The organism is Enterococcus sulfureus ATCC 49903 (assembly GCF_000407605.1).
GTDB classification, from domain to species: Bacteria; Bacillota; Bacilli; order Lactobacillales; family Enterococcaceae; genus Enterococcus_G; species Enterococcus_G sulfureus.
Map to the genome: position 1 here is coordinate 536,492 of NZ_ASWO01000001.1, position 18,347 is coordinate 554,838.

An 18,347-nucleotide genomic window follows, 5' to 3' on the forward strand; every position below is an offset into this window, starting at 1 on the left:
AGATCTTTTTTAAAAAGGAAAAAACAACTTCCAAAATTACTAGTATGATTCCTATGAATCGTTTGAATTCGTATGTACGATACACTTTTTCATCAAACATTCTGCTCAAAACTGGAATTCTTCCCAAAAAATACCAGAAGCCATTGATTCTTTTAATCAATGTATACTGAAAAAATTGCCAATCTTCTAAAAAAAAATTAGCGAAGCGCCTCATCTATCGATTCCTCCTCTTCGGTCAGTAACGCCACTACTTCTGCTTCAAAGTTTTTATCACGTATATGTTCTGCTTCAATACTTCGAAGTTTTCCATGATGCAATAAGACGACTTCATCACATAAATCTTGCGCTAACTGTAAAATATGAGTGGAAAAGATTACTACAGATTTGGCCTTCATTTTGATAATCATTTCTTTCATCTCGTGAGCCGCAACCACATCAAAAGACGTTAATGGTTCATCTAATAACAATACTGGTGGCTGAACCATCAGAGAAACTAACAGTTGAACTTTATTTTTCATACCATGAGAAAAATCTTTTAACAGACGATGATGGTCTTCTTTTGAAATTCCTACCATTAACAAATAGTCTTCTGGCTGCTTCATAGAAGTTATTTTTTTGCTATGGATATCCATAAAAAAACGAACGAATTCATACGCTGTCATAAAAGCAGGTAAATGAGGCATCGTGTACACAAATCCAATCTCGGTATTGTCGTAATCGAAATTTCTTTGACTTTCATCTTGTATATAAATTTGTCCGCTATCTAATACTAAATTTCTTGAAATACAATTAAATAAAGTTGTTTTTCCAGCACCATTTCGACCTAACAATCCATAAATTTTTCCTTTTTCAAAACGAAAACTCGCATTATCAAAAATAATTTTTTCTTCAAATTTTTTTGTTATTCCATCAACTATTAACTCCATCTTTTCACCTCTTAAATTCAGTGTACTAAATTCTAATTTATTTTGATAGAGAAAATTTTACCCACAAAAATGAATTTATTTATCAAGTAAGTCTTCGTTTAGATAAATAAAAAAGCAAAGCATTCATCCAAATATTTACTTTACTTTCCAATAAATTCAATCCTCTTCAGGAAAATAAAAAAGACAGACTGTCACCACAACAGTCTATCTCCTCAAAAACTCTCTATCTTTTTTTGCTCTTAAATTCTACTGCACACTATTTTATGAAAATATCTACTATGAGCTTACTATATATGAAAAATTAATTTTTTAACATTCCATGCTCGACTAGATAATCATGTGCCACAGTCGCTGGATCTTTTTGTTCAACATTGACTTGATAGTTCATATCGCTCATTTGTTCGGCAGTGATTTTACCCACTAACGGTTCTAACAAGGTTTTAAGCTCTGGGTATTTCTCCAATGTTTCAGCTTTCATCAATGGTGCCCCTTGATAGGGTGGGAATAGTTGCTTATCGTCTTTTAAAACAACTAAATCATATTGTTTTAATTCACTATCTGTTGAATAAGCATCCACCACATTCACATCACCATTGTTGATGGCTTGATATCGCAAGGAAGGTTCTAATGATTTCACTTCAAAATTCAACCCATACAATGACTGTAATCCCTTATAGCCATCTTCACGATCAATAAACTCTAAAGTAAATCCTGCTTTTAATTGATTTTCCACTTTTTTTAGATCACTGATCGTTTTTAGGTTATTGGCTTTTGCGAAGTCACGTTTGACTGCTACCGCATACGTATTTTCATATTCCATCGGCTCTAAATAATCCATGTTTTCTTGTTTTTTGATTTCATCCCGTGCGTATTCGTATACAACTTTAGGATCATTAGAAGTATTTTGATTATCTTTGATAAATGTCTCCAAAACAGTTCCTGTAAATTCTGGGTAGATATCGATTTCGCCAGATTTTAAAGCATTAAATAAAAAAGTCGTTTTCCCAAAATTAGGTTTTAGATTTACCTTGATGTCGCTATTTTCCTCAATTAATTCTTTGTACATATTGATTAAAATATCTGGTTCTGCGCCCAATTTACCTGCAATAGTAATTTGTTTTTGTTCGCTACTTTGATGCGTTAAGAAAAACGAACCAAATAATAATGCAACCAAGACGACTAATCCAGTAATCGTACGCATCGGTGTGGCTTTTTCTAGTAATTTGATTCCAAAGTTAAAGACAACAGCAAGAATCGCAGAGGAGATCGCTCCAATTAGAATCAAGTAAATGTTGTTGCGGTCGATCCCTAGTAAAATAAAAGTTCCCAATCCACCAGCACCAATCAAAGCAGCTAGCGTTGCTGTTCCGATAATCAAAACGGTCGCCGTTCGAATCCCGGAAATAATATAAGGTAAAGCGAGTTGTAACTCGAATTTAAATAATTTTTCTTTCTTACTCATCCCAAACGCTTCAGCTGCTTCTTGAAGCGAAGGATCGATCTCAGTCAAACCGGTATAGGTATTTTGCATAATTGGAAACAGTGCATAAATAACTAATGCGACAATCGCTGGCGGGCTACCGATCCCAATTAGCGGAATCAATAATCCTAATAAAGCTAAGGAAGGAATCGTTTGAAAAATCCCTGTGATCTGCAATACGATTTCGGCAATTTTTTTATATTTTGTTAGCAAAATCGCTAATGGTATAGCAATCAAGATCGCAATACATAAAGAAACTAAGGATAATTGAATATGCTCAAGCAAGGCTTTTATAAATTCTTCTTTACGTGCTAAAAATGTTTCGACTAATTGTCCCATTTTACATATCCTCCCGTTCTAACACCAGGCTTAAATGTGACAATAATAGCGCATTATCTAAATAACCTAATGATTTGCCATCTTGGATGATTTCCAGTTGGTCGACTTTATCCAACGCTTGGATCACTTGAGCTAGGGTTGCGACAAAATCCGTTTTTTGGGTCGTTTGGTTCGTCACCGTTGGATAGAGCACACTCGAATCGAACCATTCACTAAGTGGAAGATGCATAAGATCAGCCTGTTCTTGCTGAAAGAACTGTGCTACGAATGCATCTGCTGGATGTTTACGAATTTGCTCTGGGGTATCTAATTGAACCACTTTCCCCTCTTTCATCACACAAATCCGTTCGCCTAATCGCATCGCTTCGTTCATATCATGTGTGACAAATACGATCGTACTTTTTAGTTCGTGATGCAACTCTTTAATCAATTCTTGCAACTGATTTCTTGAAATTGGATCAAGTGCACTAAAAGGTTCGTCCATTAAGATCACATCAGGTTGAGCTGCGATCGCGCGCAAGATTCCAATCCGCTGCTGTTCTCCTCCAGATAATTCTGAGGGTTTTCGTTGTAAGTACTCTTCTGGTGCAAGATTCACTTTTTTAAGCAATTCAATCGCACGTTTTCGGCGCTCTTCTTTTTTCCAACGCTTCATTTCAGGGATTAGTTCAATATTCTCGGCAACCGTCAAATTAGGAAATAATGCAATTTGTTGCAAGACATAGCCAATCGATAAACGAAGTTCTTTCAAATGATAACTAGTCAAGTCTTTACCGTGTAATGAAATCGTCCCTTCTGTTGGTTCAATTAGTCGGTTGATCATTTTTAAGGTCGTTGTTTTTCCACTACCACTTGGTCCAACTAAAACAAAAAATTCGCCTTTTTTTATTTTAGCGTCAAAGTTGTCTAGTACGATTTTTTCTTGATAACGTTTGGAAACATGCTGAAATTCAATCACAAGGTTCACCTCTATTCTATTTATATCTAAAAGTATACCCAATAATCATAGATGCTTCTAAAGATTTGTCTTAGCTATTTTCTAATTGATCAAAACAAAAAACCTCTTAGCATTTTGCTAAGAGGTTTTTCGACTAATTTGTTTCTTTTCTAGAACGTCTTTTCGCAAGCAATAATGCAGTAGTAATCGCTACAGTCCCAAGTAATGTCATTTCATTAGAGAATATCGTATCCTCATTTGTACTTGGTAAAGTACCGTATTTACTATAAGAATCGCTTGTTCCATTGTAACTTGTTCCTGGAGTTGTAGTTGTACCATAGCCATTTGACCCTGTCGTACCTGATCCTGTACCACCAGTATTTGGTAACACACCGATTTGACTATTCGAGTTCGAATCTCGGTTTGCGTTGGATAAAGAAGTACTGCTAGATTGGCTTAGGCTTGTACTTGTACTCATGCTTGTTGACGCACTATTACTTCCATAATCACTTACAATAGTCGAGTTCACTTTACTTGTTGATGTTGATAGACTATCTGAAAGACTCGTAGAACCGCTTAGAGAAGTACTTATACTATCACTACCACTTTCTGGAGTGCTTGTACTATTGCTTAGACTCGTACTCATACTTGTGCTAGTTGAAAGACTTGTACTAACTGAACTACTGATACTATCTGAAGTGCTACCTGGTGTACTCATACTATTGCTTAGCGAGATACTAGTAGAAAGACTCGTACTCATAATTGTTGACGTACTGCCACTCAAGCTTTGACTAGTACTTACACTTAGACTGGTACTACTTGATGTACTATCTGAACGACTTGTACTTACAGATAGACTCAAACTTGTGCTCGTGCTGTCGCTTAACGATGTACTGTCTGAAAGACTTGTACTGATTGAAGTGCTGCCACTCAAGCTTGCGCTGATACTTGCACTTACACTACTGCTAATGCTTGTACTCATACTTACACTTGTACTATCACTTAATGACGTACTATCTGAACGACTTGTACTGATCGATGTGCTGTCACTTAGACTTGCACTCATACTTGCACTCACACTACTGCTAATGCTTGTACTCATACTTACACTTGCGCTATCACTTAATGACGTACTATCTGAACGACTTGTACTTACAGAGTCACTGCCACTCAAGCTTGCGCTGATACTTGCACTTACGCTACTGCTAATGCTTGTACTCATACTTACACTTGTGCTATCACTTAACGACGTACTATCTGAACGACTTGTACTTACAGAGTCACTGTTACTCAAGCTTGCACTGATACTTGCACTAACACTACTGCTAATGCTTGTACTCATACTTACACTTGTGCTGTCACTTAACGACGTACTGTCTGAACGACTTGTGCTGACCGATGTGCTGTCACTCAAGCTTGCGCTGATACTTGCACTCACACTACTGCTAATGCTTGTACTCATACTTACACTTGTGCTATCACTTAACGACGTACTATCTGAACGACTTGTACTTACAGAGTCACTGTTACTCAAGCTTGCACTGATACTTGCTGAGGTACTTCCACTATAGCTTTGGCTAGTACTTATACTTGTGCTGTCACTTAGTGATTTACTATCTGAGCGACTTGTGCTGACCGATGTGCTGTCACTTAGACTAATACTAATACTTGTACTATCACTCAATGACGTGCTATCTGAACGGCTCGTACTTACAGAGTCACTACTACTCAAGCTTGCACTGATACTTGCTGAGGTACTTCCACTATAACTTTGGCTAGTACTTATACTTGTGCTGTCACTTAGTGATTTACTATCTGAGCGACTTGTACTTACAGAGTCACTGCTACTCAAGCTTGCGCTGATACTTGATGAGGTACTTCCACTATAACTTTGGCTAATACTTATACTTGTGCTGTCACTTAGTGATGTACTATCTGAACGGCTTGTACTTACAGAGTCACTGCCACTCAAGCTTGCACTGATACTTGCACTCACACTACTGCTAATGCTTGTGCTCATACTCATACTTGTGCTTTCGCTTAATGAGGTACTATTTGAACGACTTGTACTGATTGATGTACTGTCACTTAGACTCGTACTCATGCTCGAGCTTAGGCTACTGCTAATGCTTGTACTGATGCTCATACTTGTACTATCACTTAATGAGGTGCTATCTGAGCGACTTGTACTTACAGAGTCACTACTACTCAAACTCGCACTAACACTTGATGAGGTACTTCCACTATAACTTTGGCTAATACTTGTACTTGTGCTATTGCTGATCGATGTACTGTCCGAACGACTTACACTGATCGATAGACTTTCACTTGTACTTGTACTATCGCTTAATGAGGTACTTTCTGAACGACTCGTACTTGCAGAACTACTTCCGCTGTAGCTTGTACTGATACTTGTACTCAAACTATTACTGATACTTAGACTAATACTTGTGCTTGTACTATCACTTAATGAGATGCTATCCGAACGACTCGTACTTACGGATTCACTTCCACTATAGCTTGTACTAATGCTTGTTGAGGTGCTTCCACTGTAACTTGCACTAATACTTGAGCTTAAGCTATTGCTTACTGACGTACTGTCTGAATAACTTACACTTGTAGATACACTGCCACTCAAGCTTTCACTAATACTTGTGCTTACACTCATACTAATGCTGTCTCTAGTACTTGTACTTGTGCTATCACTTAATGACGTACTATCTGATCGACTAATACTTACTGAATCACTGCCACTATAGCTTGTACTAATGCTTGTCGACGTGCTTCCACTATAACTTGCGCTAATGCTTGAGCTTACACTTTCAGATACAGAATTACTATCCAAACGACTAACACTTGTTGAGGTACTTCCACTTAAACTTGCACTAATGCTTGTTGAGGTACTTCCGCTGTAGCTTGCGCTAATACTTGCACTTGTACTGTCGCTTAATGAGGTACTTTCTGAAAGACTGGTACTTACCGACTGGCTTTCGCTAATGTCTGAAATACTACCTAAAGTACTTGCTGAAATACTAGTACTTAGACTAGCACTTGTACTGGTACTTGCTGAAACGCTCATACTTGTACTTAAGCTGATACTTGTCGATGTACTTCCACTATAACTTCCACTAATACTCTCACTTAAACTTTGACTCACTGAACGACTGTCTAAACGACTTAGACTCAATGATTCACTTGTACTAGTACTCAAACTTGTACTTGCGCTAGTACTTCCGCTATAGCTTCCACTAATACTCTTACTTAGACTATCACTAATCGATGCACTATCTGAGCGACTAATACTTGTAGATTCACGAGTGCTATCGCTAAGACTCATACTTACGCTTAAGCTATTAGATTCACTAGAACGAATACTTGTACTTAAACTGCTATCAATCGAGCGACTATCTGAGCGACTAATACTTGTAGATTCGCTTCCACTATAGCTTGTACTGATACTTGCTGAGGTACTTCCACTATAACTTTCGCTAATGCTTGTACTTAAACTATCTGATAATGATTTACTATCTGAGCGACTGATACTTGTTGACGTACTTGCACTATAGCTCATACTGGCGCTCGCTGAGCTACTTCCACTATAGCTTGTACTCTTACTACTACTTACACTATTGTCAACTGATGTGCTACCGGAACGACTGATACTTACTGATGTACTTGCACTAACGCTAATGCTCATACTATCGCTAAGACTGTCGCGCTTACTTACACTCATCGATTCACTAATTGAAAGACTCAAGCTAGCTGACGCACTGCTACTTGTACTGTTGTTTAGATTAGATTCACTAATCACCCGACTCAACGATTCACTATCGCTCACGCTAGTACTAATGACAGAACTTGTTGACGTACTAGTACTTGTGCTTACACTAGTGCTTGTCGATTTACTATCTGATGTGCTATCTAAGCGACTAATACTGATCGATTCACTACGGCTAGCACTTGTGCTCATACTTGTTGAGGTACTTCCACTATAGCTTGCACTAACACTGCCACTTTCTGAATTGCTGATCGATGTACTATCCGAACGACTGGTACTGATCGACTCGCTGCGGCTCTTACTAGAACTCATACTAGCTGACGTACTTCCACTATAACTTGCACTGATACTCTCACTTGTTGAATTGCTTGATGATCTACTATCTGAACGACTCGTACTAATCGATTCACTCTTATCGGTGCTTGTGCTGATACTGGCAATCGTACTTCCACTGTAACTTGCACTTACGCTAGCACTTGTTGAATCGCTTAGTGATTTACTATCCGAACGACTGCTACTGATCGATAGACTTTGACTTAAACTTATACTTGCACTAGCTGATGTACTTCCACTATAGCTATTGCTTAGACTCAAGCTTGCCGAATCACTCATTGAAGTACTATCTGAGCGACTTGTACTTACTGATCCACTGACGATCGTACTTGTACTTAGGCTAACCGATGTACTACTACTATAGCTTTCACTGATACTCTTGCTAGTAGAATCGCTCATTGAAGTACTATTTGAACGGCTTTCGCTTGTTGATCTGCTGCCGCTGGTTGAGCGACTTGCACTCAAGCTTTCGCTTTCACTGATCTGTGAATTAGACTTACTTGTACTGATACTTTCGCTTTCGCTTGTCTCAGAGTTCAATTCACTGATTGACTTACTTGTGCTTAGACTTTCACTTTCACTGATTTGTGAATCAGATTTACTTGTACTGATACTTTCGCTTTCGCTCGTTTCAGAGTTCAATTCACTGATCGACTTACTTGTGCTTAAGCTTTCACTTTCACTTGTTTCAGAATTCAATTCACTGATTGAGCGACTTGTGCTTAAGCTTTCACTTTCACTGATTTGTGAATCAGACTTACTTGTACTGATACTTTCACTTTCGCTTGTTTCAGAGTTCAATTCACTGATCGACTTACTTGTGCTTAGACTTTCACTTTCACTGATTTGTGAATCAGATTTACTTGTACTGATACTTTCGCTTTCGCTTGTCTCAGAGTTTAATTCACTGATCGACTTACTTGTGCTTAGACTTTCACTTTCACTGATTTGTGAATCAGACTTACTTGTACTGATACTTTCGCTTTCGCTTGTTTCAGAGTTCAATTCACTGATCGACTTACTTGTGCTTAGACTTTCACTTTCGCTGATCTGTGAATCAGATTTACTTGTACTGATACTTTCGCTTTCGCTTGTTTCAGAGTTCAATTCACTGATTGAGCGACTTGTGCTTAAGCTTTCACTTTCACTGATTTGTGAATCAGATTTACTTGTACTGATACTTTCGCTTTCGCTTGTCTCAGAGTTCAATTCACTGATCGACTTACTTGTGCTTAGACTTTCACTTTCACTGATTTGTGAATCAGACTTACTTGTACTGATACTTTCACTTTCGCTTGTTTCAGAGTTCAATTCACTGATCGACTTACTTGTGCTTAGACTTTCACTTTCACTGATTTGTGAATCAGATTTACTTGTACTGATACTTTCGCTTTCGCTTGTCTCAGAGTTTAATTCACTGATCGACTTACTTGTGCTTAGACTTTCACTTTCACTGATTTGTGAATCAGACTTACTTGTACTGATACTTTCGCTTTCGCTTGTTTCAGAGTTCAATTCACTGATCGACTTACTTGTGCTTAGACTTTCACTTTCGCTGATCTGTGAATCAGATTTACTTGTACTGATACTTTCGCTTTCGCTTGTTTCAGAGTTCAATTCACTGATTGACTTACTTGTGCTTAGACTTTCACTTTCACTGATTTGTGAATCAGACTTACTTGTACTGATACTTTCGCTTTCGCTTGTCTCTGAGTTCAATTCACTGATCGACTTACTTGTGCTTAGACTTTCACTTTCACTGATCTGTGAATCAGATTTACTTGTACTGATACTTTCGCTTTCGCTTGTTTCAGAGTTCAATTCACTGATCGACTTACTTGTGCTTAGACTTTCACTTTCACTGATCTCTGAATCAGATTTACTTGTACTGATACTTTCACTTTCGCTCTTTTCAGAGTTTGAATTACTAATACTTGTACTCGTAGATCGACTCACACTATTTGATTCGCTCAAATTAGAATCGCTAGCAATAATACTTAATGAAACACTTGCACTAAGAGATTCATCCATACTCTGACTGCCACTAACCGATCGACTTGTACTCAAGCTTTCGCTTTCGCTGATCTGTGAATCAGACTTACTTGTACTGATACTTTCGCTTTCGCTTGTCTCAGAGTTCAATTCACTGATTGAGCGACTTGTACTTAAGCTTTCGCTTTCACTGATCTCTGAATCAGATTTACTTGTACTCAAGCTTTCACTTTCACTGATCTCTGAATCAGATTTACTTGTACTCACACTTTCGCTTTCGCTTGTTTCAGAGTTCAATTCACTGATCGAGCGACTTGTACTTAAGCTTTCGCTTTCACTGATCTCTGAGTCTGATTTACTTGTACTGATACTTTCACTCTCGCTGATTTTAGAGTTGGATTCACTTGTACTTGTACTTTGACTATCAACTGTCGATTGACTCACACTTGTACTTGAAGAATAAGAAAGGGATACAGGGTCTTCTTCATAGTTCACTTGATACGTCATGGTTGGATCACTATTGTCTTTTAGCGTGTACGTGTTATTCGCAGCTAAAGCTTCACTTAACGTATTATACGTTTGTCCATTTGGCCCAGTCACAGTATAAATATAGCCAGATTTTGCTAAATCAGCATCAGTTACTGGCAATTGAACAGTCGTTTGATAAGGACCACTTGCACTTCCAACCGTTTGTCCTGCTGAAGTGACCACATTTGCTGTGATTTCCATTGGTTGAAGTATAACTGTTAAACTTTGTGGATTACTATCTACGGGACTGCCGTTATTGCTTGTATCATCAAAAGTGAATGTTGAATCAGGATTCGCAACTTGATACCCAAGTTCAGTAACATAACCTGTAACTAATTCTTCATAAGTCAATTGTTGACCAGTAGTTCCATTAATACTTACAGGTGAAGCTTGACTATTCAATGGTTTCCCATCTGAATTTACAAATGTAACATTAACAGTTTGTTTATCCACTGCAACATAAATTGTTTTTAATTCTGGACTTGTTCCTACTGTTGTAGTTGTAGGTTGAGTTTTTCCGTTTAACGCGGAACCTGTTACATAATAGTAACCATTTGGCACATTAGTTTTAGTATAGTAAGAATCAGTCCAATCGATAACATTACCATAGTTAGCTGGAGGTAGTAATGTGTTTGAACCTTCTTCTCCTGAATTTATATAATCAAAATTTATAAGCTGTCCAGTCGCAATATCTTCATATTGATATTGAATAGAATCATTGGCCTGTCCATAAACATAAATATTATAGGTATACTGGTTACCTTCCATGGGAACTATTGCGACATTTGCTTGTCCATAATCATCACCATTATCTGCAGTGGTTGTATTATCTCCACCACTTTGGGCATCATCTTTAGCCGATGCTTTAACTTGTGAGCCAATTGCCCACATATAATTTTCTGGCATATTTGTTTCAGCATAGTACTTTGTTACTAAATCGATGTACTGTCCAATATAATTTATATCATTATCAATTGGTACATCTATAGTTTTAATTATTTCACCATTTTGATTAACATAATTCACTTTAATCGTACCTGGATTAATTGCTACTGTTGTTAGTTCACGTGTCGTATTATCTATAACATTGGAAGTTGTAGTATTTCCAGCAGTGTCAGTAAGTGTTGTTGTACTTCCTTTAATAGTTAAATTTACAAACTTAGCATTTCTATTCCCTTCTGGAACGGCTGTTTGGCTACTTGTCCCTTGCCATGTACTAATTTGAGAATTATTCATGGAAAAACTTCCACTAGTAGAAATATTGAATAACGCTCCAGTTGTAATTGCTCCACTACCAGACAATCTTGCTAAGTGTAGTGCTTTTGGAGAAATAAAAATTACACTTGAACCTGAACTAATACTAACTACACTGTTATTATTCCACTGTTGTAAATCTAATACAGTTCCAGCATTAAATGTAATAGTAGAACTGTTAGCCGCATTTAATGAGTTGCTCCCAACAGTACGTGTAGCAACCATATTTAAGTTCTGTCCAAAAGTGACTTCACGACCACTAAGATTACTTCCAGAATAGCGCCCCATGTCCAGTAACATTTGGAATCCATCTTGTGACCAATTCACATTATCTCCTACTAAAATACCATTGAATCCATAGTATACCAAGGGATAGTTATTTGAGTTATAAGAACTTAATTCGTTACCAGATATCGTGGCATTGTCTCCGACAGTAAACGTATGAGCGTAACCTGTATCTGTCGTTTGATTTCCTCTAATCGCCATATAATAAAACATCGAATATCCGGTTGTTCCCTGTGTACGATTCAATGTAACTTTAGCTCCATTAGCAATATCTACTTGTCCAATTTGCATCAATTCTTGCTTAACGTTCGCAGTAACTACTCCAGAAAGGGTAACCTGACTGTCTTCAGCATCTAATAGACGACGGCCGTTTTCATTAGCTGTATCTCCAATACCTTTTAATGTTATATTATCAATATTGTAATTCCAGTAACCATATCCACCAGTTTGATTTCTAGAATCTATTACTGCATCAGCACTTCCTGTTCCGCTATCCCCAGAATTTGTTCCTGTTTGATAATGAATCAAATTAAGATTTGTAATAGTAAAAATGCTACCTTTTGTCGTTGAAGTAGTTCCTACATTAAAGGCTGCATTTTGCATATTAACCGTATGTCCATTTCCATCGATAATCACAGATGTTTGTCTCCAACCTAGATCACGTGTTGCCACATTGCTAGCAGCAGAAAAATCACCTGTTACTTCAATATAAGTTATCGATTGATTAGAATATGCAGTTTTTAAACTTGCCCAGTCAGATACTGCAGCATACGTATTATTTTCTTTTGCTGTTTGTTTGTATATTTCTTTATTGGTTATTTGATCTGATACTGTTACCGTCACAGATGTTGGTGTCTTAGCAGTTCCACCATTATTTAAGATATCTTCAAATTCTGCTCGATTTGCATCTGGATCTGAAGATACTTTAACTTTAGTTGTTTTTCCGGCAGCATCACGTAATGCAAAATATGCCACTAGATTATTCACTGCTGCATATTGCTGTGTGGCACGGATCAAGGCCGAACTTGGTGCTTTATAGTCTTGGGTAACGATCGTTAACTCACTCGTCTTGGAATCGACCGTAACATCCACTTTTTCTGATCCTAACTGATCAAACAAATTTTGTGCTTGTGAAGTCGCCTGAACATCAGATTGTGACGTCATCGATTGATCTGTTACCACGCTTTTTGACGCAGATTGTGATGTTGAAATCGATTGTGATGTCGAATTTGAGACACTCTCACTTTGTGTTTGTTTAGATTGACTTAGTGAAGTCGAGCTACTCAAACTAGATGACAAACTACTTGAATAAGACTCACTGATTTTATTCGATGTACTAAGAGAACCTGATAGACTCATCGAACCAGAAAGACTTTCAGACAGTGATAAACTTGTCAGATTTGATGTACTAGTTGAAGTAGAGAGGCTAGTCGATTGGGATAGACTCGCTTGTTCTGAATCCAAGCTAGTTGTCGTCGATGTCGTTGTACTAGTCGATTCACTACTTGTATTTTTAATGACTTCTGTACTACTTGTACTTGTGTCTGTCGTGCTTGTATCTGTTGTATTTGTCGTCGATTCACTAGATAATACTTGATTACTTGGTATCGTTGCGGTTTCTTGCGTGGCCAATATGTCTTTATCTTCTACTTCTCTACTCGTATCTAAAGTTGTATTGGTTTCTTCTGCATTTGCAGTATTCGTATACGCCGTTAACCCCAACATTCCCCCATATGTTGTAATCATCGCGTAGACCCAGTGTTTCCCGCTTTTATACATCCGATAGTGTTCTTTTTTATTCGAATGCAAAAGCTTATTCAAATTATTCTTCTTACTCATCTATCAGAGCTCCCCTTTCTGAAAATAAATAAATAAAGTTATACTAGTTCATTGTCTCACAAAAAAAATCAAATAGTTGAAACGTCCCAAAATAGGGACAGTTATTTAATTACAAAAAAAGAAGTAGCTGAATCAGCTACTTTTTTTAATACGCCCCATGGATCAACCAACGATTGGTTCCAGCTACAAGATCAAATGAAGTTCCTGCTGTACCCGATTGATTTAATAGATGCAAATTCACTGCACCTTTCATCGTAACGTCTTGTCCATTTTTAAGTACTTTTAGATTTCGTAATTGTAACGAAGCACCTCGTTGTTTCCAGTCCTCTACTTGTGCATGCAACACATACTGATTTGGCGTCGTTAATTTCGTTTTATAGATTCCGACTGTTTTGCCATTTAATTTGGTGACGACAAATTCACCACTACCAGTTTGATAATATTGAACGGAAATTTTAGCCGCTTGATCCATATTGATTCCTGTATTGACCGAATAAAATTGTTGTCCTTGATTTCCTGCACCAGCTGGGAAATTGACCGTTTTTACAGAAATTCTATTTTGGGCAAATTCTGTAGATGTCCCTTCTTGGAACCCAATATCTAACCCGATTTGTCCCCCTGCTGTTCCATTTCCGGCAATGATAAACTGCATACCATAAAAGGCATTTTTCTCGCGAATCCCTTTTAAGACGATATCTGCGGAAAATTCAATCACTGGTGGTTGTGTCGTATTCGGCATCGCATCAAATGGTTTGTTCGAATACAATAAGCGATACGATCCTGGATTTTGACCTTCTCCACCACCTGCTGTTGTGATGTCTTTGTCGACTTTTCTTGGTGGAACCGTACTGATCGGTGGTTCATTACTGGTGTCGAAAGTACCCAGTGCATACCACGCAACACCTTCACCTTTCCAACCGATCTTCATCAACTGATTGTATTCTGCTTTATTCAACGTGTAATGGTGCGCTCCTGCAGCTTTTGCATTCGGATTGTACAATCGATAGACTGGAGTGGATCCTCCTGAATACCACCCGATCTGCTCATATTTCCATCCTACTTTGACCAACATATTTTTTTCTGCACCATTTGTCGTGTAATGATGATCTCCTGCGTTTGGATTGTATAAACGATAGACTGGACTTCCACTATTTGGTGCAGTCCAAGCACCCCCTTCATACTTCCAGCCAATCTTAGCAAGCTGGTTTCGTTCTGCAGGATTTCCTGTATAAAAATGTTCACTACTATTTGGATTATACAATCGATACATCCCTGTTTCATCTGCCGCGAACACGCGCTGACTGATCATACCAATACTTATGACCCCTAATGTTAGCGCACCCATCAGTTTCCATTTCATCCCAAAGACGCCTCCCTTTTTTACTCATTTGATAAAAAATGTGAACTGGTGATCAAAATGATCATGACTCCATTTCAGCTGATCTTTCTAACTTTATTTAACCAAAATTTGTGGAATTCGTCTATTGATTCTATCCTTTATATCATTAAGGTTGCAAGATAGGGTCGATGTTCTCTATACTAAAAGAAAAGACTTTTATGCCATGAAAAGGAAGAAAATATGAAATTTATTACACCTTTAGCCAAAACGGATAATTTCTGGATCAATATCGACACGGAAGATCCCCGAGAATTAACGGAACTCAATGAAAAATACCATATCGAACAAGAAATGATCGACTATGCCTTGGATGAAAATGAACGCGCCCATTTTGAGTACAATCGTAAAGATGGAACGTTTTTGCTGATCTACGTCGTACCAAAGGAATTTCAAGAAGACAACCACTATGAAACGACGCCAATTACCTTTTTGATCAAAGATAATGTATTGTTTACGATGATGAATGAAGAAACACGTTACCTCTTTCCAAGAATCGAGCGAGTATTGTATGACGATCAAAATATTTCGCTTTATAAAGCCCTCTTCAATGTGTTGTTCATGCTGACAGATCAATTTTTCCCTTTGATTGAAGGAATCGAACGCAAACGGAAAGTCGTAAACCAACGCTTGCGTCAAAAAGCGAGTAAAAAAAATCTATTGGAACTTTCCGATTTAGAGATCGGGAATACCTACTTATTTTCTGCCGCAAAGCAAGATGCCGTAGTATTAGAGCAATTACGCGTACACTTTATGTACAATAAATTTAACGAAATCGAACGTGAAGAACTAGAAGATACGATTATCGAGGCAAGGCAGTTAGTCGAGATGGCCAGTTTGTCTTCACAAGTGTTAAACCAACTTTCTGGAACCTACAATAATATTTTGAATAACTCCTTAAATGATGTGATGCGTGTCCTGACCGTTCTTTCTGTGTTACTGACGATTCCAACAATTATCACCGGATTTTTCGGGATGAATGTTCCCCTGCCCTTGGAACACAATGTAATGGGCTGGCTCATTATTGTCGGCTTAAGCACCGTATTACTCGTCATCTTATTATTTGCTTTACGTAAGTTTATGAAAAACTAAAAAAAAACGATCCTCAAAAGACAGCATCTATTCGCTATCTCTTGAAAGATCGTTTTTTCATTTATCTTTATGGACGATTGCCACCACCCATTGGTCCTCCACCCATCATTTCAGCTTCTGGAATCCCGTCTTGTTGTTCACCATTGGTAATGATCGTCCCACTATTATATGTCGCAGTTCCATCATAATCAAAAGTTGAATTTCCAGTAATCGTGATCGTTCCACCATTTACCGTAATATCCCCATTTGAATCGATTCCATCTGTATCGCCATCTGCCATCGTGATATCGATCGTTCCATCATTGATCGTAATCAATGGATTTGAAAATGTTGAAGCTGCAGCATTGATCCCATCATCAGAAGCTTGAATCTTGATATCGCCACCATTGATCGTAAGTAAAGTCGCTTCTAGTCCTTCTATACTCGATTGAATATCGATCGTTCCGTTTTCGATGACTAATTTTTCTTCACCATGGATCGCATCATCGCCACTATTGATTGTAAACGTGCCATTTTCAATATAGACAAAGCCTTTTGTTTCATCTGTATCATTCGTTGCTTTGATACCATCACCTTTTGCCTCGATCGTAAATGTACCATCTTTTACATATACAGAATCTTTTCCACGGATCCCATCATCTTCACTGGTAATCGTATACGTTCCAGAAGTGAACTTCAAGTCATCTTTAGACACGATACCATCCGCAAAATTAGCCGTTACAGCTAACTCTCCTGTTCCAGTAAAAATCAAATCGTCTTTAGAATAGATCGCGCCGTCAATCGTTTCGTCACTTCGTGTTGCAGCATCTTCGATCGTATTTTTCGTTCCGTCTTTTAACTCGATCACAGTGTTTTCCGCTTGTTCGACATAGATTGCAGCACCCGTTGTACTTTTGATCGTCGCATTATCTAAAATCAATCGCACGTTACCTTCTGTATTGATGTGGACACTAGAAGTCGAGGTTCCTGTTAGGACATACGTTCCTGCCTCGGTAATCTCTAGAGTTTCATCACTCAGTGTTACATTTTTTGTCGGTAAACTATCCCAATCGATGTCTTCTTCACCATTGTCTAAATCAATATCGTCAGTTGTACTTGTCGTAGTCGTAGTCGTTGTATTTGTGTTTGTTGCGACAGCCTTAGTTGACGTTGAGGTCGTTTGATCAGTCTCGCTATCTGCATTTGAGTTCATTTGACTAAAGAGTACTGCACCCGCCACAACGACTAATGCAAGTGCTGCATAAATCATTTTCTTAAATTTTTTCATAATTGCTTCCTCCTAAAAAATAAGTTGTATTTGCTATACATGAAGCATACAAAGTGAACCTTAAATGAACCTAAAGGGAATCAAAAAAAAATAAAAAAATCGTTGAGGACTATCCTCAACGATTTTTTATGTATGTTCAGATGCACCAAAGATCGTATCTGTAGCTCCCGAATTATTCTGTGTTCCGTTTGAATTCGAACGATTTTGATTATTTGACTTGCGATTAAATGGACTTTCAGATTACGTGTCACCTTGATTCGAACGTTCGACTTGCTCTTGGCCATATTGAGTTGAAGAAACTTCATGTCCGTGATGTCTTGTACCAAAATTTAGAATACTAAACATGACTAACATTCCAAATAGAAAGGTTCCAAATGATACAGCTAAGGTTTGTTTTGTGATTTTTTGAACGGTTTCTGCAATCTTATTACGTGCACTTCGCGTTCGACTGACTTCTGTTTCCTGGCTAACTTCTACTGTCGACTCTTTTGTTTCTTCTGGTTTTTGTTCCATCCACTTCTCTCTCCTTTTGTGAAATTGATACGTTTATTTCAACAAACTAACATGAATATTATTTTGTTGATTTAAGGAAAAATAGTGAAGTTTTCAGGATTTTTTTAATTATGCTCAACAAATTAGACCATTGTTTGAACAGCTTGCACAAACGTCGTCACATCTAAGGTATCTTGAACGGTATGTAAAATCAATTTTGCATATACTGGTTCTGGCAAAAATTGTCTAATTTGAACGTATTGTTCCGATACGAGTTGTTTCATCGCAATAAACGTTTCATTGGTGCTCAATTGACTCATAAGTACATAAAAATTCATCTCGATCCCTCCAGTAGTTGATGTTGACTTGAGTCTACTAAAGCTTTCTTAAGCTAAACTAAAAAAACACG

The 18,347-nt window shown here is 37.7% G+C and carries 9 protein-coding genes; 1 reads left to right on the plus strand and 8 read right to left on the minus strand.

Going from position 1 to position 18,347, the window contains the following annotated elements:
- Positions 1-197: 197 nt before the first annotated feature.
- The 5 genes from I573_RS02465 to I573_RS02485 all read right to left on the minus strand — a co-directional run bounded on the left by I573_RS02465 (position 198) and on the right by I573_RS02485 (position 15,051).
- A complete protein-coding gene (locus I573_RS02465) occupies positions 198-926 on the minus strand; it encodes an ABC transporter ATP-binding protein (protein ID WP_016184993.1) in 729 nt (242 codons plus the stop codon).
- A gap of 301 nt (positions 927-1,227) precedes the next feature.
- Entirely contained in the window at positions 1,228-2,745 is a 1,518-nt protein-coding gene (locus I573_RS02470; protein ID WP_016184994.1) for an ABC transporter permease/substrate-binding protein, read from the minus strand.
- A gap of 1 nt (position 2,746) precedes the next feature.
- Complete coding sequence (locus I573_RS02475; protein WP_016184995.1) at positions 2,747-3,703, minus strand: ABC transporter ATP-binding protein; 957 nt, start codon at positions 3,701-3,703, stop codon at positions 2,747-2,749.
- Positions 3,704-3,836: 133 nt separating this feature from the next.
- The gene (locus I573_RS02480; protein ID WP_016252702.1) at positions 3,837-13,691 is read right to left on the minus strand and encodes a KxYKxGKxW signal peptide domain-containing protein; all 9,855 of its coding nucleotides are present in this window, start codon (positions 13,689-13,691) and stop codon (positions 3,837-3,839) included.
- 145 nt (positions 13,692-13,836) lie between these two features.
- The gene (locus I573_RS02485; protein ID WP_016184999.1) at positions 13,837-15,051 is read right to left on the minus strand and encodes a hypothetical protein; all 1,215 of its coding nucleotides are present in this window, start codon (positions 15,049-15,051) and stop codon (positions 13,837-13,839) included.
- Between the two features lie 219 nt (positions 15,052-15,270).
- On the opposite strand from I573_RS02485, the gene I573_RS02490 reads away from it, so the two are divergent.
- Positions 15,271-16,179, plus strand: coding sequence for a magnesium transporter CorA family protein (locus I573_RS02490; RefSeq protein WP_016185000.1), 909 nt, complete (start codon positions 15,271-15,273; stop codon positions 16,177-16,179).
- A gap of 67 nt (positions 16,180-16,246) precedes the next feature.
- Here I573_RS02490 and I573_RS02495 read toward each other — a convergent pair whose 3' ends face one another.
- From I573_RS02495 to I573_RS02505, 3 genes are all read right to left on the minus strand, one after another.
- Positions 16,247-17,446, minus strand: a complete 1,200-nt coding sequence (locus I573_RS02495) for a carbohydrate-binding domain-containing protein (RefSeq protein ID WP_016185001.1) — start codon at positions 17,444-17,446, stop codon at positions 16,247-16,249.
- A 240-nt stretch (positions 17,447-17,686) separates the two neighbouring features.
- Positions 17,687-17,959, minus strand: coding sequence for a hypothetical protein (locus I573_RS02500; RefSeq protein ID WP_016185002.1), 273 nt, complete (start codon positions 17,957-17,959; stop codon positions 17,687-17,689).
- Between the two features lie 122 nt (positions 17,960-18,081).
- Entirely contained in the window at positions 18,082-18,276 is a 195-nt protein-coding gene (locus I573_RS02505) for a hypothetical protein (protein WP_016185003.1), read from the minus strand.
- Positions 18,277-18,347: the final 71 nt, after the last annotated feature.